Source organism: Paraburkholderia sp. MM5384-R2, assembly GCF_014201025.1.
Taxonomy (GTDB): Bacteria; Pseudomonadota; Gammaproteobacteria; order Burkholderiales; family Burkholderiaceae; genus Paraburkholderia; species Paraburkholderia tuberum.
The window spans coordinates 135,845-152,149 of the sequence record NZ_JACHDI010000008.1; the positions used below are offsets into that span (position 1 = coordinate 135,845).

Annotated in this window: 12 protein-coding genes; 9 read left to right on the forward strand and 3 right to left on the reverse strand. The window is 65.2% G+C overall.

The window, feature by feature from the left end; all coding sequences use genetic code 11:
- Positions 1 to 33: 33 nt before the first annotated feature.
- The 3 genes from HDG37_RS15605 to map are packed head-to-tail and all read right to left on the reverse strand — an operon-like array spanning position 34 to position 5,603.
- Positions 34 to 2,178, reverse strand: coding sequence for a pseudouridine synthase (locus tag HDG37_RS15605; protein WP_184049115.1), 2,145 nt, complete (start codon positions 2,176 to 2,178; stop codon positions 34 to 36).
- 6 nt (positions 2,179 to 2,184) lie between these two features.
- The gene (locus tag HDG37_RS15610) at positions 2,185 to 4,764 is read right to left on the reverse strand and encodes a [protein-PII] uridylyltransferase (protein WP_184049118.1); all 2,580 of its coding nucleotides are present in this window, start codon (positions 4,762 to 4,764) and stop codon (positions 2,185 to 2,187) included.
- A 29-nt stretch (positions 4,765 to 4,793) separates the two neighbouring features.
- Positions 4,794 to 5,603: a type I methionyl aminopeptidase gene (gene map / locus HDG37_RS15615; protein ID WP_184049121.1), complete on the reverse strand. Its 810-nt coding sequence runs from the start codon at positions 5,601 to 5,603 to the stop codon at positions 4,794 to 4,796.
- 555 nt (positions 5,604 to 6,158) lie between these two features.
- Here map and rpsB point away from each other — a divergent pair.
- From rpsB to bamA, 9 genes are all read left to right on the forward strand, one after another.
- Positions 6,159 to 6,911 carry a 30S ribosomal protein S2 gene (rpsB, locus tag HDG37_RS15620; RefSeq protein WP_013089705.1) on the forward strand — a complete coding sequence of 251 codons (753 nt, stop codon included), beginning with the start codon at positions 6,159 to 6,161 and terminating at the stop codon, positions 6,909 to 6,911.
- Between the two features lie 218 nt (positions 6,912 to 7,129).
- Positions 7,130 to 8,011, forward strand: coding sequence for a translation elongation factor Ts (tsf, locus tag HDG37_RS15625; protein ID WP_184049124.1), 882 nt, complete (start codon positions 7,130 to 7,132; stop codon positions 8,009 to 8,011).
- Positions 8,012 to 8,233: 222 nt separating this feature from the next.
- Positions 8,234 to 8,947, forward strand: a complete 714-nt coding sequence (gene pyrH, locus HDG37_RS15630) for a UMP kinase (RefSeq protein WP_090800588.1) — start codon at positions 8,234 to 8,236, stop codon at positions 8,945 to 8,947.
- Positions 8,948 to 9,044: 97 nt separating this feature from the next.
- Positions 9,045 to 9,605 (forward strand): ribosome recycling factor, encoded by a 561-nt coding sequence (frr, locus tag HDG37_RS15635; RefSeq protein WP_184049127.1) that lies wholly within the window; start codon positions 9,045 to 9,047, stop codon positions 9,603 to 9,605.
- Between the two features lie 62 nt (positions 9,606 to 9,667).
- Positions 9,668 to 10,447 (forward strand): polyprenyl diphosphate synthase, encoded by a 780-nt coding sequence (gene uppS, locus HDG37_RS15640; protein WP_184049130.1) that lies wholly within the window; start codon positions 9,668 to 9,670, stop codon positions 10,445 to 10,447.
- On the forward strand, positions 10,441 to 11,262 hold the full coding sequence (locus HDG37_RS15645) for a phosphatidate cytidylyltransferase (protein WP_184049133.1): 822 nt from the start codon (positions 10,441 to 10,443) through the stop codon (positions 11,260 to 11,262). The genes uppS and HDG37_RS15645 overlap by 7 nt, the downstream gene beginning before the upstream one ends.
- Before the next feature lie 10 nt (positions 11,263 to 11,272).
- Complete coding sequence (locus HDG37_RS15650) at positions 11,273 to 12,478, forward strand: 1-deoxy-D-xylulose-5-phosphate reductoisomerase (RefSeq protein ID WP_090800582.1); 1,206 nt, start codon at positions 11,273 to 11,275, stop codon at positions 12,476 to 12,478.
- Positions 12,479 to 12,485: 7 nt separating this feature from the next.
- Positions 12,486 to 13,880, forward strand: a complete 1,395-nt coding sequence (gene rseP / locus HDG37_RS15655; protein ID WP_184049136.1) for an RIP metalloprotease RseP — start codon at positions 12,486 to 12,488, stop codon at positions 13,878 to 13,880.
- A 67-nt stretch (positions 13,881 to 13,947) separates the two neighbouring features.
- Positions 13,948 to 16,251 carry an outer membrane protein assembly factor BamA gene (gene bamA, locus HDG37_RS15660; RefSeq protein ID WP_184049139.1) on the forward strand — a complete coding sequence of 768 codons (2,304 nt, stop codon included), beginning with the start codon at positions 13,948 to 13,950 and terminating at the stop codon, positions 16,249 to 16,251.
- The last annotated feature ends 54 nt before the right edge of the window (positions 16,252 to 16,305 follow it).

Genomic DNA, 16,305 nt, shown 5'->3' on the forward strand with positions numbered 1-16,305 from the left:
CCGCTCTCAGCAGGGAGGCGCATGGGATGGACCTCAGAACGACTCGTCTTCCGACAGATAGCGCCACTGTCCCGGCGGCAGCGCGCCGAGCATCACCTGGCCCATGCGCACGCGCTTCAGGCCCGCCACCTCGAGACCGACCAGTTCGCACATGCGGCGAATCTGACGCTTCTTGCCTTCGCGCAGCACGAAACGCAGCTGCTCGCCGTTCTGCCAACTGACCTGCGCGGGCTTCAGCGCGACGTCGTCGAGCGACAGGCCGTGGCGCAGCAGCGCGAGTTTTTCGGCCGGGAAATGGCTTTCGACGTCGACCGTGTGATCGCCGTAGGCGACGCGCACCAGATACTCCTTGTCCACGTCCGAGTGACCGCCGATCAGTTGCTTCGCGATGCGGCCGTCCTGCGTCAGCACGAGCAGGCCCGTCGAATCGATGTCGAGACGCCCGGCCGGCGCGAGCTGGCGCAGATGCGACGCCGAGAAGGGGATCCCCGAACGGTCGCCTTCCCAGCGATTCTCCGGCGTGACGAGCGTGATGGCCGGCTGATAGCCGTCCTCCGCCTGGCCCGACACGAGCCCGACCGGCTTGTGAACGATCACGGTCACCTGGCTCGACTGAAAGGCTTCGGCGGCCGGGTCGATGTCGATGCGCTGATCCGGGAACACCTTCGTGCCGAGCGTATCGACGCGCTCGCCGTCGACCATGACCCAGCCTTTCTCGATCCATTCGTCGGCCTCGCGACGCGAGCACAGGCCGAGCTTGGACATCAGCTTCGACAGACGCAGCATGCCCGGCGCGTCTTCGCGATCGCGGCGGGGCGGCTGCGGGGTGTCGATGGTGGTGTCGACGGGGCGGGCGGTTGCTGATGCCGAGGCTCGCGGCTTGGCGGCGCGGGCCGGTCGGTCGTCGCCGAAGCGGCGGTTCGCTGCCGGCAACGTGTCGTCGAAGCTGCGCGCAGGGCGCTCGCGACGCTCGGTGCGTTCGCCATAGCCGCCTTTTGCCGGCTTCGCGAAGCTGCGCTCGCCGCGCTCGCTTTCGAAGCGGCGCGAGGTGCTGTCGCTGCGCGCGCCTCGATCGCCACCGCGACGCTCCTGCGGCTCACCGCGATCGCTACCGAAGCGCGGACGGTCGGCGGCCTCGCGCTCCCGGCGCACCGGACGATCGCCACGCACGCCGCCTTCCGACGGCCTGCCTGTGCCTGGACGCGGACCGCTGAACGGACGGCGTTCGCCGGCGTCGCGGCCCGGTGCGCGCTCGCCGAAACCGCGCGGTGCGCGCTCGCCGCGCTCCGCATTGCCCTCGAAACGACGGGGTGCGCGTTCTGCACGCTCGCCGAATTCGCGCCGAGGAGCGCGTTCGCCACGCTCAGCGCTGCCTTCGAAACGACGCGGCGCGCGTTCGCTACGCTCGCCGAAATCGCGCCGAGGAGCGCGTTCGCCACGCTCAGCGTTGCCTTCGAAACGACGCGGCGCGCGTTCTGCACGCTCGCCGAATTCGCGCCGAGGAGCGCGTTCGCCACGCTCAGCGCTGCCTTCGGAACGACGCGGCGCGCGTTCAGTCCGTTCGCCGAATTCGCGTCGAGGCGCGCGCTCACCGCGCTCAGCGTTGCCTTCGAAACGACGCGGCGCGCGTTCAGTCCGTTCGCCGAATTCGCGTCGAGGAGCGCGTTCGCCACGCTCGGCGTTGCCTTCGAAACGACGCGGCGCGCGTTCAGTCCGTTCGCCGAAATCGCGCCGAGGCCCGCGTTCACCACGCTCAGCGCTGCCTTCGGGACGACGCGGCGCGCGTTCAGTCCGTTCGCCGAATTCGCGCCGAGGCGCCCGTTCGCCACGCTCGGCGCCGCCCTCAAAGCGACGCGGCGCGCGTTCTCCGCGCTCGCCTCGCTCAGCCGCACCTTCGAAGCGGCGCGGTGCGCCCGTGGCAGCCGCGCCCCGTTCGCGCACGCCCGACCCTTCGGCACGCGGCGCGCGTGCACCGGCGCCCGCCGGCTTCGCACCGACCGGCCGCTTCGCGCCACCACCCGTCGATGCCGCGCCTTCGCGCTTCGCGCCGGCCTCGGCCTCGAATGGCTTCGGCCGCGCTGGACGGGTCGGCTTACGCGCCGACACGCTGCCGGGGCGGACAGGGGCGCGTTCGGACGACGCCGGCCGCGGATGCTTCGCTGTTAATTTGATTCGCATGAAATCTCACACTGCGATCGCGCGCAGTAGTTCGGTCTCGACCTGAATTTGCAGGCGGTTGTCCGACAGGCTGTGTCCTTCGAGCAGAAACACGTCCTCGACGCGTTCGCCGAGCGTATTGATCCGCGCCGAGGCGACGCCGACCCGGTGCTCAGCCAGCACGCGCGCGATCGAATAAAGAAGGCCCGGCCGGTCGTTCGCCGACACGGACAGGATGTAGTATTGGCCGCGCTCATCGGCCCGCAGGTCGACGCGCGGCGTAATGGGGAAGGTGCGCGATAGCCGTGACAGCCGGCCCTTCGACGGTCCCGGCAGCAAGGTGCCGTGGCCCCCGAGGCGCGCGGTCAGCTCCTGCTCGACCAGATTGGCGATGTCGCGATAGTGCACGTCCTCTTCGGTGTGCGCGACGAGGAAGTTGTCGAGCGCGTAGCCGTGGCGCGTCGTGCTGACGCGCGCATCGAGCACCGACAGGCCGTTGCGGTCGAAATACGCGCAGATGCCCGCGAACAGATCGGGCTGGTCCTTCACGTAGACGAGCACCTGCAGCGCCTCGCCGATCGGCGACGGCCGCGCGCGTACGAGCGGCGTCGGCGTTTCGACGTGGCGGTACAGCACGCGCGTCTGCCACGCGATGTCCGCCGCGTCGTGGCGCAGGAAATAGCCGACGTCCAGCTTGTCCCACAGCGCCCGTTGCGCGCCTTCCGGCACGGTTTCGAGACGCAGCAGCGCGAGCGCCTCTTCCTGGCGCGACTTCAGCTCGGAATGCTCGTCCGGCTGAGCACCGCCAAGCACGGCGAGCGTGGTGCGGTAGAGGTCTTCGAGCAGCTTGCCTTTCCACGTGTTCCAGACCTTCGGGCTGGTGCCGCGGATGTCGGCGACGGTCAGCAGATAGAGCGCGGTCAGGCGGCGCTCGGTGCCGACCAGCTCGGCGAAGCGCTTGATCACTTCAGGGTCGCTCGTGTCCTGCTTCTGCGCGACCTGGCTCATCGTCAGATGCTGCTGCACGAGCCACACGACCAGCTCGCCATCCTCGCCTTCGATGCCGTGCTGGCGGCAGAAGCGCCGTGCGTCGGCCATGCCCAGCGTGGAATGATCGCCGCCGCGGCCCTTCGCGATGTCATGAAACAGCGCGGCCACGTACAGCACCCACGGCCGGTCGAAGTTGACGATCAACTGGCTGCAGAACGGGTATTCGTGCGCATGCTCGGCGACCGCGAAGCGGCGCAGATTGCGCAGCACCATCAGGATGTGCTGATCGACCGTGAACACGTGGTACAGGTCGTGCTGCATCTGCCCGACGATGCGCCGGAAATTCAGCAGATAACGCCCGAGCACGCTCGTCTGGTTCATCAACCGGAACGCATGCGTGATACCGGCCGGCTGCTTCAGGATTTCCATGAAGAGCCGGCGATTTTCCGGATCGCGCCGCCAGTGCTGGTCCATCACGTCGCGGGCGTTGTAGATCGCGCGCAGCGTGCGCGCCGACAGTCCCTTCACGCCGGGGGTGCGCTGGTATAGCAGGAACGCCTCGAGGATCGCATTCGGCTCGCGCTGGAACACGTCGTCGGAGGCGATTTCGAGCATGCCCTGCTTTTCGACGAAGCGATCCGACAGCACGCGCGTGATGCCGCTCGTGCTCGGAAACAGCTGCGCCTCGATGTTCTGGATCAGGATCGTCGCGAGTTGCGTGACCGCTTTCGCGGCCCAGTAGTAGCGGCGCATCAGCTGCTCGCTCGCGCGCTTGGTCGCGGTCGGCTTGAGGCCGAAGCTTTCCGCGACCGGCGTCTGCAGGTCGAACACCAGGATGTCCTGGCGACGCCCGGCGATCACGTGCAGCCGCGCACGCAGCGACTTCAGGAAGCCTTCGTTGTGGCGCAGCTCGCGCGCCTCGCGCTCGGTGATGAGTCCGCGTGCTTCGAGTTCGCGCCAGCTGCTGCCGAAGCCGGCCGCCTGTGTGATCCACAGGATCAGCTGCAGGTCGCGCAGCCCGCCCGGGCTTTCCTTGATGTTCGGCTCGAGCGCGTAGGGCGTGTCCTGAAACTTTGCGTGACGCTGGCGCATTTCGAGCACCTTCGCCTGGAAGAATGCCTTCGGGTCGAGCGCCGCACGGTAGCGCCGGGCGAAATCGTCGAACAGTGCGGTGCTGCCGGTGATGCGGCGCGCTTCCAGCAGCGAGGTACGCACCGTGACGTCGTTGGCCGCTTCCTCGATGCATTGCGACACGCTGCGCACGCTGCTGCCGAGTTCCAGCCCGAGATCCCACGCCAGACTGATGAAGCGCTCGATGCGCGCGTCCAGATGCTCGAGCCGCGCGTCGGGCAACAGCACCAGGATGTCGATGTCGGAGTGCGGCGCGAGCTCGCCGCGCCCATAGCCGCCAACCGCGACCAGCGCGAGGTCGTCGGGCAGCTCGCAGGTGTCCCAGGCGGCGCGCAGCGAATGGTCCGTGGCGCGCGCGAGGGCGGCCATCAACGCGTCGACGTTGGTGGCCGTTCGGAAGCGTTCCAGCAACTGGGCTTTGGCCACTTTGTAGTCCGCCTTGAGCGACGAGGCATGGGAGGGGGCGACGGCTGGAACGCTACTCATTGGCAGGAAGGCGGTGTGGTCGGAATCGGTCAGGCCGTGGCCGCGACCACGGGCGGACGCGCGGGCGTGCCGGCCGACACGGTCAGCACGTCGTAGCCGGTCTCGGTGACGAGCACCGTGTGCTCCCACTGCGCGGACAGGCTGCGGTCCTTGGTCTTGACGGTCCACTGGTCGGGCATCGTGCGGATGTCACGGCGGCCGGCGTTGATCATCGGCTCGATCGTGAAGATCATACCGGCCTGCAGTTCGAACCCGGTGCCGGGGCGACCGTAGTGCAGGATCTGCGGATCTTCGTGGAATACGGTGCCGATGCCGTGTCCGCAATATTCGCGCACCACGCTGTAGCCGAGGCCTTCGGCGTGCTTCTGGATCGCATAGCCGATGTCGCCGAGATGCGCGGCGGGTCGCACCTGGTCGATGCCGAGCCACATGCATTCGAAAGTGGCTTGCACGAGGCGCTTTGCCATGATCGACCCTTCGCCGACGACGAACATGCGGCTCGTGTCGCCGAAATAGCCGTCCTTGATCACGGTGATGTCGATGTTCAGCGCGTCGCCGGTTTTGAGCGCCTTGTCGCCCGGTATGCCGTGGCAGATCACGTCGTTGACGGAAATGCAGGTGGCTTTCGGGTAGGGCGGGTAGCCGGGCGGCTGGTAATTCAGCGGCGCGGGGACCGTGCCCTGGTCCTTCAGCATGTATTCGTGACACAGACGGTCGAGCTCGCCAGTGGTGACGCCGGCCTTGACGAACGGCGTGATGTAGTCGAGCACTTCGCTCGCGAGCCGGCAGGCGACGCGCATCTTCGCGATATCGTCTTCGTTTTTGATGGTGATAGCCATGGTTTCCTCGGAAGCCTTGCTGGATAAGGCTTGCTGGGTGTTGCGGTGGCCGGGCGGAGGGGCGTCTGCCGGGCACGGAATGCCGGTCGATCCTTAACGCCCCCCGCGCGTGGCGAATCGAGCCATTTTACAGCAGTGGGGGCCGGGTCGTTGCGCTGGATCGGGCGGCAATGGGCGAAAAGCGCCAGAATCGGCAAATTGGCGGCCCAAAGGACGCCAGGCCGGGCTTCGGGCCCGGCGGCGCGGTCCCGTGCGTAGGACCATCGGCCGGTGGTCGGGCCGGTTGAGTCAGTCGGTCGTCGCGTGCTATACTCTTTGGCTAAGTCGGTCCTAGTCCGCTTTTATTCGCGAGTCCCGCAAATTCGCGCATGGCAGCTGGGCGGAGCGGCTTCTCGCGGCACTCCGGTTGTTGGGTGTCGTGAGTGAGTGAAAGTCGTGTCAGGCAACCAATTCGCAAGCCGGCGCACCCAGGGTGTCGTCGCGTTCCAGCCAAGGTAGAGGCGGGCGCGGCCGATACGGCAGCCGGTTTAAGACCCAACCCTCGTGGAGAATTTCATGGCAGTTACGATGCGTCAAATGCTGGAAGCAGGTGTCCACTTCGGTCACCAGACCCGCTTCTGGAACCCGAAGATGGCCCCCTTCATTTTCGGTCATCGCAACAAGATTCACATCATCAACCTCGAAAAGACGCTGCCGATGTACAACGACGCGCTGAAGTACGCGCGTCAGCTGGCATCGAACCGCGGCACGATCCTGTTCGTCGGTACGAAGCGTCAATCGCGTGACACGATCGCCCAGGAAGCGCAGCGCGCTGGTATGCCGTTCGTGAACGCGCGCTGGCTCGGCGGCATGCTGACCAACTTCAAGACGCTGAAGGTTTCGATCAAGCGCCTGAAGGACATGGAGGCGGCGCTGGAAGCCGGTGAAACCGAGCGCATGAGCAAGAAGGAAGCGCTTCTGTTCGAACGTGAAATGGCCAAGCTGCAGAAGTCGATCGGCGGCGTGAAGGACATGGGCGGCATTCCGGACGCGATCTTCGTGGTTGACGTCGGCTACCACAAGATTGCCGTGACCGAAGCAAACAAGCTCGGCATTCCGGTCATCGCCGTGGTCGATACGAACCACTCGCCGGAAGGTGTGGACTACGTGATCCCGGGTAACGACGACGCCAGCAAGGCCGTCGCCCTGTACGCGGCTGGCGTGGCCGATGCGATCCTCGAAGGCCGTGCCAACGCGGTCAACGAAGTGGTCCAGGCTGCGCGTGGCGGCGACGGCGACGAGTTCGTCGAGGTCAACCCGGAAGCGTAAGGCTGCCCAGTGTCCGACATAAAAGGGGGCTTTCTACAGGCCCCCTTTTTTTAAGTCGCGACGTCTATGACAGTTGTTGTAACGGGCATCTGGCAGAGTGCTCGAGGCGACGCGAGGCGCGTCGCTCGCAAAAAATGCGCGAAAACGCTGAAACGAATTCCTGCCGCCGGCATCGAAATGCGGGCGGCGTGTGACAGACAGAACTCAAGGAGCAAATGATGGCGGCAATTACCGCAAGCATGGTTGCAGAACTGCGCGCGAAGACCGACGCGCCGATGATGGAATGCAAGAAGGCGCTGACGGAAGCCGACGGCGATCTGGCGCGCGCTGAAGAACTGCTGCGCGTGAAGCTCGGCAACAAGGCGAGCAAGGCGGCATCGCGCGTGACGGCCGAAGGCGTCGTCGCATCGTTCATCAACGGCAACGCTGGTTCGCTCGTCGAGCTGAACTGCGAAACCGACTTCGTCTCGAAGAACGACGACTTCCTCGCGTTCTCGAAGAGGATCGCCGAACTCGTCGCGACGCAAAACCCGGCGGACGTCGCGGCGCTGTCAGCCCTGCCGCTCGACGGCCAAACCGTCGACGCAGTGCGCCTCGCGCTGGTCGGCAAGATCGGCGAAAACCTGTCGATCCGCCGTTTCGTGCGCTTCGACACCGCGAACAAGCTGGCGGCATACCTGCACGGCACGCGCATCGGCGTGCTGGTCGAGTACACCGGCGCGGACGAACAGGTCGGCAAGGACGTGGCGATGCACATCGCCGCGATGAAGCCGGTTTCCCTGTCGTCGGACGACGTGCCGGCGGACCTGATCGCCAAGGAACGCAGCATCGCTGAACAGAAGGCCGCCGAATCGGGCAAGCCGGCTGAAATCGTCGCGAAGATGGTCGACGGCAGCGTGCAGAAGTACCTGAAGGAAGTGTCGCTGCTGAACCAGACGTTCGTGAAGAACGACAAGCAGACGATCGAGCAGATGCTGAAGGCGGGCAACTCGAGCGTGCAGAAGTTCGCGCTGTTCGTGGTCGGCGAAGGCATCGAGAAGAAGCAGGACGACTTCGCAGCGGAAGTGGCCGCCCAGGTCGCTGCTGCAAAGCAACAATAAGCGTTACCCAAGCTTCACCGCCGTACCGTTTGGACCCGCGACGAGGCAAGACCTCGCCGCGGTCGGCAGCGCCGCAAGGCCGCGCACGAGTTGACCCTCGCCGCGCGGCCGCCGCTGGCGAACCTCAGGGTTCGCCAATTTGGCGGTGCTTGCCCGAATCAGCATTTCACCCCTACATTAGTCCCTTGTTGTTGCCCTGTTCCGCGCGATCTGGATACCCCTATGCCCACTGCCTATAAACGCGTCCTGCTCAAACTCTCCGGTGAAGCTCTGATGGGCGACGATGCCTTCGGCATCAATCGCGGAACCATCGAACGAATGGTGGCGGACGTGGCCGAAGTGGTCCGTCTCGGAACGCAACTGGCCGTGGTGATCGGCGGCGGCAATATTTTTCGCGGCGTCGCGGGCGGTGCGGCAGGTATGGACCGCGCAACGGCAGACTACATGGGTATGCTCGCCACGATGATGAACGCGCTGGCGCTGCAGGACGCGATGCGTCACGCCGGCATCGAGGCGCGCGTGCAATCGGCGCTGCGCATGGACCAGGTCGTCGAGCCGTACATCCGGCCCCGCGCGATCCGCCAGCTCGAGGAAGGCAAGGTCGTGATCTTCGCGGCCGGCACCGGCAACCCGTTCTTCACGACCGACACGGCCGCTGCATTGCGCGGCGCGGAAATCGGCGCGGAAGTGGTGCTGAAGGCGACCAAGGTGGACGGCGTCTATTCGGCCGATCCGAAGAAGGATTCGAGCGCGACCCGCTACAGCACGATCAGCTTCGATGAGGCAATCGGCCGCAATCTGCAGGTGATGGACGCGACGGCTTTCGCTCTGTGCCGCGACCAGAAGCTGCCGATCCGCGTGTTTTCGATCGTCAAACCCGGTGCGCTCAAGCGCATCGTGCTAGGTGAGGACGAGGGCACCCTCGTCCACGTGTAAACTTCGTTTACATTACGTGGGCTTTGACGCGAGCCCGGGCCGCCGCATCGCGCGTGCCGGGCGGCTCGCACCGTTTTGAAGGTTCGGAGGTTTAAAAATGTCTGTGGCTGATATCAGGAAGGGCGCTGAACAGAAGATGCAGCGCTCCATCGACGCGTTCAGGAACGACCTGTCGAAGATCCGCACGGGCCGTGCGCACACGGGCCTGCTCGATCATATCCAGTGCGACTACTATGGCTCGCCGGTGCCGATTTCGCAGGTCGCGAACCTGACGCTGATCGACGCGCGCACGATCGGCGTGCAGCCGTGGGAAAAGAAGATGGTCCAGGTCGTCGAAAAGGCGATCCGCGAGTCGGATCTCGGTCTGAACCCAGCTACCCATGGCGATGTGATCCGCGTACCGATGCCAGCGTTGACCGAAGAGCGTCGCCGCGAGCTGACCAAGGTCGTTCGCAGCGAAGCCGAAACGGCCAAGGTGGCCGTGCGCAACCTGCGCCGCGACGCCAACGAGCAACTAAAGAAGCTCGTCAAGGACAAGGAAATCTCGGAAGACGACGAGCGTCGTGCCGGTGACGACGTCCAGAAGCTGACGGACAAGTTCGTCGCCGAAATCGACAAGTTCGTCACAACGAAAGAAGCCGAGATCATGACGGTCTGACGCCGTTCGGCTCAGCACCTTCTGATTTCCACTTCTTTACTGGCATTACTGTCCCGACGGCCATGACCTATACCAGCTCAACCGTGCGCGTGCCTGAAGTCGCCGCGGTGCCGCGACATATCGCGATCATCATGGATGGCAACGGCCGTTGGGCCACGCAGCGGCGTCTGCCCCGCGTGGCGGGCCATACGCGCGGCGTCGACGCGGTGCGGGCGGCCGTCGAGGCGTGCGCGCGGCGGGGCGTCGAATATCTGACGCTGTTCGCGTTCAGCTCGGAGAACTGGCGCCGTCCGAACGAAGAGGTATCGTTCCTGATGCGCCTGTTCGTCACCGCGCTCGAGCGCGAGATCGGCAAGCTGCACGCGAACGGGATCCGTTTGCGCGTGGTCGGCGATCTCGAGCGTTTCGACGACAAGATCCGCGATCTGATCAAGCGCGCGGAAACCAAGACCGCGCGCAATACCCGTCTCACGCTGACCATCGCCGCGAACTACGGCGGGCGCTGGGACATCATGCAGGCCACCCGCAAGCTCGTCGAGCAAGCGGCGGCGGGCAGGCCGGTCGAGGTCAACGAGGACGCGTTCGCCGAGCACCTGTCGATGGCCTACGCACCCGAGCCGGACCTGTTCATCCGCACCGGCGGCGAGCGCCGCGTCAGCAACTTCCTGCTGTGGCAGCTTGCCTACACCGAGTTCTATTTCACCGACACGTTCTGGCCGGATTTCGACGCCGACGCGCTCGGTCACGCCATCGCTTCGTACACGGAGCGGGAACGCCGCTTCGGCCGCACCAGTGCTCAGCTCGAGCCGCAATCGCAGAACGTCGATTCGCTTCCATGCTAAAGACCCGTGTCATCACGGCGATCGTGTTGCTGGCAGTGTTCCTGCCTGTCACGCTGTTCGCGCCTGTCGGCGCATTCGGCGCGCTGATCGCCTTCGTCGTCGTGTTCGCCGCGTGGGAGTGGGCGCGCCTGCTGAAGCTCGGTGGCGCGGGTCCGGTGCTGTACGCGCTCGTCGCGGCACTCGGACTCGTCACCAGTACGCGGGTGGGCATCGGCACCGAGCCTGCGCGGCCGTTCTTCCTGGCGGCGGCGATTTTCTGGGTGGTCGCCGGTCCATTCGTGCTGCTGCGCAAGCCCGTGCTCGCGCAGGGCGCGTGGCGCGCGTTTCTGTTTCTGGCGGGAATCGTCGGTTTCATCGCGTGCTGGCATGCTCTCGTCGCCGCGCGCATGCAGGGTGTGCCGTTCGTGCTGTCGCTGCTGCTATTGGTATGGCTCGCCGATATCGGCGCATACTTCTCCGGGAAGGCATTTGGCAAGCACAAGCTGGCGCCAGCGATCAGTCCGGGGAAAACCTGGGAGGGGGCGATCGGCGGCTGGCTGCTGGTCATGATCGTCGCGGCCGCGGCGATCTTTTTGCACGCGTTCGAGCCGACCCTGTATTCTGCGCTGCTGGCGCAACTGGGTGCGCTGCGCACGGTGCTCGCGCTGACCCTGCTGGTGGTTTTCAGCGTGGTCGGTGACCTGTTCGAATCGATGATGAAACGTCAGGCCGGCGTCAAAGACTCGAGCGGCCTGTTGCCGGGGCACGGCGGCGTGCTCGATCGCATCGACGCGTTGTTGCCGGTGCTGCCGCTCGCCATGCTGCTGCTCGGCTAGAGAAAGAGATATGCAAAAACGTCTGACATTGCTCGGTTCCACGGGCTCGATTGGAGACAGTACGCTCGACGTGGTCGCGCGTCATCCCGAGCGTTTTTCGATTTACGCGCTGAGCGCGCATCGCAACGGCGACAAGCTCGTCGGGCAATGCCTGCGCTTCGCGCCCGAAGTGGCGGTGGTCGGCGACGCCGACACGGCCGCGAAGGTCGCCGCGAAGCTGCGCGAAGCGGGCAGCAAGACCGAGGTCACGTACGGGCCGCAGGCGCTCGTCGACGTCGCGAAGAGCGAGGGCTGCGACACGGTGGTCGCGGCGATCGTCGGCGCGGCCGGTCTCGCGCCGAGCCTTGCCGCGGCGCGCGCCGGCAAGCGCATCCTGCTCGCGAACAAGGAAGCGCTGGTGATGTCCGGCGCGATCTTCATGGACGCGGTGCGCGACCACGGCGCGGTGCTGCTGCCGGTCGACAGCGAACACAACGCGATTTTCCAATGCCTGCCGCGTGAAGCGTCGCTGCATGGCGGCGTTTCAAAGATCATCCTGACCGCATCGGGCGGTCCGTTCCGCACGCGCGAACCGGCCACGCTCGTCGACGTGACGCCTGACGAAGCCTGCAAGCATCCGAACTGGGTGATGGGCCGCAAGATCTCGGTCGACTCGGCCACGATGATGAACAAGGGCCTCGAAGTGATCGAGGCGCACTGGCTGTTCAACCTGCCCGGCGAGCGCATCGACGTGCTGATCCATCCGCAGAGCGTGATTCATTCGCTGGTGTCGTACGCGGACGGTTCGGTGCTCGCGCAGCTCGGCAACCCCGACATGCGCACGCCGATCGCGCACGCGCTCGCGTTTCCGGATCGCGTCGATTCCGGGGTCGCGCAGCTCGATCTCGCGGAGATCGCGTCGCTGTCGTTCGAAAAACCCGACTACGCGCGCTTCCCGTGCCTCGCGCTCGCCATGAAGGCGCTTGCGGAAGGCGGCGTCGCGAGCGCGGCGTTGAACGCCGCGAACGAGATCGCGGTGGAGGCATTTCTCGCGCGCCGGATCGGCTTCATGGCGATCGCCGAGGCGGTCGACTCGGTGCTGAACGCGTTGCCGAACCGCAGCGCGCACGCGCTCGACGACGTCATCGAAGCGGACGCCGCCGCGCGCCGAGCTGCTACCGAATTCATCGCGCGTCTGCCTGACGGCGCCCGTCGCACGGAACGCGCCGTCCAGTGAGGCGTTTATGAATCTGCTGATCGAACTGCTCGCTTTCGCGGTTGCGATTGGCGTACTCGTGGTGGTCCACGAGTACGGGCACTACAGCGTCGCGCGTCTGTGCGGCGTGAAGGTGCTGCGCTTCTCGATCGGCTTCGGCAAGCCGCTCGTTCAGTGGGTCAGTCCGAAGACGGGCACCGAGTGGACGATTGCCGCGCTGCCGCTCGGCGGCTACGTGAAGATGCTCGACGAGCGCGAGACCGGCCCCGGTTCGATTCCCGAAGCGGATCTGCCGCATGCGTTCAACCGCCAGTCGGTGTGGCGGCGCTTCGCGATCGTCGCGGCCGGTCCGGTCGCGAATTTCCTGCTCGCGATCGTGCTGTTCGCGCTCGTGTTCGCAACTGGCGTGACCGAACCGGCCGCCGTGATCGCGACACCCGCGCCGAACACGCCGGCCGCGCTGGCGGGCTTCGAGGGCGGCGAGACCATCGTCGGTGTGCGCACCGGCCATAGCGATGAGACCGAGCCGGTGCGGTCGTGGTCGGATCTGCGCTGGAAGCTGCTCGGCGCCGCGTTCGATCAGCAGCGCATCGTGCTCAGTGCAAAAGACGCGCACGGCACGTCCGATTTTCCGATGGACCTGCGCGGCCTCGGCGAGAAAGACGTCGACGACGATCTGATGTCGCGCCTCGGCTTCGAGCCCGGCGGCGGCAAGCTGACGGTGGCGGGCGTGCAGGCGGGCAGCGCCGCGCAAAAGGCGGGGCTCGTCGCCGGCGACCGGCTGCGCGCGATCAACGGCACGCCGACCGATAATGCCTCGGCCTTCATCGCTTTTGTAAAATCGCACGCCGGCGTGCCGGTCACGCTGCGGGTGGAGCGCGGGGGCCGTGGCGGTCATGCGGCGGGCGCGCTCGAAGAAGTCACCATCGTGCCGCAGCTGCAGCGCGATGCGGCGAGCGGGCAGCAGATCGGCCGCATCGGCGCGGAGCTGGCGACCCAGGTGCCGTCGATCGACGTGCGCTACGGGCCGCTCGAGAGCCTCCACCTCGGCGCGCGCCGTACCTGGGATCTCGCGGTGTACTCGGTCAGGATGTTCGGCCGGATGATCGTCGGCGAGGCATCGCTGAAGAATCTGTCCGGTCCGGTGACGATCGCCGACTACGCGGGAAAGAGCGCACGTCTGGGTCCTGCCGCGTTTCTGTCGTTCCTGGCCCTTGTCAGCATTAGCCTCGGCGTGCTGAACCTGCTACCAATTCCGGTATTGGATGGGGGTCATCTGTTATATTATTTGGTTGAAGCTGTGACCGGTAAAGTTGTCTCCGATCGCTGGCAACTCGTTTTTCAGAGGGCGGGGCTTGCCTGCATCGTCGCGTTGTCGGCGATTGCGCTGTTCAACGATCTGGCTCGTTTAATCCATTTTTAAAGTGTCCGGCGGCGTTCACGAGGGCGGCCGCCAGGCCTGATGCAGCTATACATACTGGGGAAGCACGTTGTTCAAACCTCATCGCTTTGGTCCAAAGACGGTTGTAGCCGCGGCGTTCGCCGCGCATGGGCTGGTTGCTCACGCAACGACGCCCTTCGTGGTGCAAGACATTCGCATTGAGGGATTGCAACGCGTCGAACCGGGCACGGTGTTCGCGTACCTGCCCATCAAGCAAGGCGATACCTTTTCCGACGACAAGGCGTCCGAAGCGATTCGCGCGCTGTACGCGACGGGCTTCTTCAACGACGTCAAGATCGCGACCGAAGGCAACGTGGTGGTCGTGCAGGTGCAAGAGCGCCCGGCCATCGGCACGATCGACTTCGCCGGTATCCACGAGTTCGACAAGGACAACCTGATCAAGGCGCTGCGCGCGGTCGGGCTGTCGCAAGGCCGCTACTACGACAAGGCCCTCGTCGACAAAGCCGAGCAGGAACTGAAGCGCCAGTATCTGACGCGCGGTTTTTACGCGGCTGAAGTCACCACGACGATCACGCCGATCGACCGCAACCGCGTGGGCATTCTGTTCTCGGTGGCCGAAGGTCCGAGCGCGAAGATCCGTCAGATCAACTTCATCGGCAACAAGACATTCAGCACCGGCACGCTGCGCGACGAAATGCAGCTGTCCACGCCGAACTGGTTCTCGTGGTACACGAAGAACGACCTGTACGCGAAAGACAAGCTCACCGGCGACCTCGAGAACGTCCGCTCGTACTACCTGAACCGCGGCTATCTCGAGTTCAGCATCGAATCGACCCAGGTGTCGATTTCGCCGGACAAGAAGGACATGTACCTGACGGTCACGCTGCATGAAGGTCAGCCGTACACGATTTCGAACATCCGCCTCGCCGGCAATCTGCTCGACCGCGAAGCGGAACTGAAGAAGCTGATCAAGATCAAGCCGGGCGACCGCTTCTCGGCCGAAAAGCTGCAGGCCACCACGAAGGCGATCGTCGACAAGCTCGGCGAGTACGGCTACGCGTTCGCGACCGTCAATGCACAGCCGCAGATCGACCAGAACAACCACACCGTCGATCTGACGCTTAAGGTCGACCCGAGCCGTCGCGTGTACGTGCGCCGCATCAACGTGGTCGGCAACACGCGCACGCGCGACGAAGTGGTGCGCCGCGAAATGCGCCAGCTCGAAAGCTCGTGGTTCGATTCGAACCGCCTCGCACTGTCGAAGGACCGTATCAACCGTCTCGGCTACTTCACCGACGTCGACGTGACCACGGTGCCGGTCGAAGGCACGCCCGACCAGGTCGACATCGACGTGAAGGTCGCCGAAAAACCGACCGGCGCGATCACGCTTGGCGCGGGCTTCTCATCGACGGACAAGGTGGTGCTGTCGGCGGGTATCTCGCAGGACAACGTGTTCGGCTCCGGCACGAGCCTCGCGGTGAACATCAATACCGCGAAGACGTACCGTACGCTGACGGTCACGCAGGTCGACCCGTACTTCACGGTGGACGGCATCAAGCGGATCACCGACGTCTACTACCGCACATACCAGCCGCTGTACTATTCGACCGATTCGAGCTTCAAGATCGTCACGATCGGCGGTGACCTGAAGTTCGGCATTCCGTTCTCCGAAGTCGACACGGTGTTTTTCGGCGTCGGCTTCGAGCAGAACCAGCTCGACATCGACTCGAATACGCCGCAAAGCTATATCGACTACGTGAACCAGTTCGGCCGCGTGTCGAACAACGTACCGCTGACGGTCGGTTGGTCGCGCGACGCGCGTGACAGCGCGCTGGTGCCGAGCCGCGGCTACTTCACGCAGGCGAACGCCGAGTACGGCACGCCGATCGGGGGCACGCAGTACTACAAGGCCGACATCAACGCGCAGTACTATTACTCGTTCGCGCGTGGCTTCGTGCTGGGCTTCAACTTCCAGGGCGGCTACGGTAACGGCCTCGGCGGCAAACCTTATCCGATTTTCAAGAACTACTTCGCCGGCGGTATCGGTTCGGTGCGCGGCTACGAGCCGAGCTCGCTCGGTCCGCGAGACGCGAAGACCAACGACCCGATCGGCGGCTCGAAGCTGCTCGTCGGCAATATCGAGCTCACGTTCCCGCTGCCGGGCACGGGCTACGATCGCACGCTGCGTGTGTTCACGTTCCTCGACGCCGGTAACGTGTGGGGAACGGAAGGTAACAGCATCGGCGCAAATGGCCTGCGTTACGGCTACGGCGTGGGTCTCGCGTGGATCTCGCCGATCGGCCCGCTCAAGTTGAGCCTTGGCTTCCCGCTCACGAAGCACACTGGCGACCAGTACCAGAAGTTCCAGTTCCAGATCGGGACGGCGTTCTGATCGGGCGGCGTGTGTGCCCGGCGGCCGGCGTTGCCGGCGGCCGGCTGCGGCGGC

Bases quoted from the DNA above. Each gene is read 5' to 3' on its own strand.
- HDG37_RS15605 (WP_184049115.1), bottom strand. From the start codon at position 2,178: ATGCGAATCAAATTAACAGCGAAGCATCCGCGGCCGGCGTCGTCCGAA.
- HDG37_RS15610 (WP_184049118.1), bottom strand. From the start codon at position 4,764: ATGAGTAGCGTTCCAGCCGTCGCCCCCTCCCATGCCTCGTCGCTCAAG.
- map (WP_184049121.1), bottom strand. From the start codon at position 5,603: ATGGCTATCACCATCAAAAACGAAGACGATATCGCGAAGATGCGCGTC.
- rpsB (WP_013089705.1), top strand. From the start codon at position 6,159: ATGGCAGTTACGATGCGTCAAATGCTGGAAGCAGGTGTCCACTTCGGT.
- tsf (WP_184049124.1), top strand. From the start codon at position 7,130: ATGGCGGCAATTACCGCAAGCATGGTTGCAGAACTGCGCGCGAAGACC.
- pyrH (WP_090800588.1), top strand. From the start codon at position 8,234: ATGCCCACTGCCTATAAACGCGTCCTGCTCAAACTCTCCGGTGAAGCT.
- frr (WP_184049127.1), top strand. From the start codon at position 9,045: ATGTCTGTGGCTGATATCAGGAAGGGCGCTGAACAGAAGATGCAGCGC.
- uppS (WP_184049130.1), top strand. From the start codon at position 9,668: ATGACCTATACCAGCTCAACCGTGCGCGTGCCTGAAGTCGCCGCGGTG.
- HDG37_RS15645 (WP_184049133.1), top strand. From the start codon at position 10,441: ATGCTAAAGACCCGTGTCATCACGGCGATCGTGTTGCTGGCAGTGTTC.
- HDG37_RS15650 (WP_090800582.1), top strand. From the start codon at position 11,273: ATGCAAAAACGTCTGACATTGCTCGGTTCCACGGGCTCGATTGGAGAC.
- rseP (WP_184049136.1), top strand. From the start codon at position 12,486: ATGAATCTGCTGATCGAACTGCTCGCTTTCGCGGTTGCGATTGGCGTA.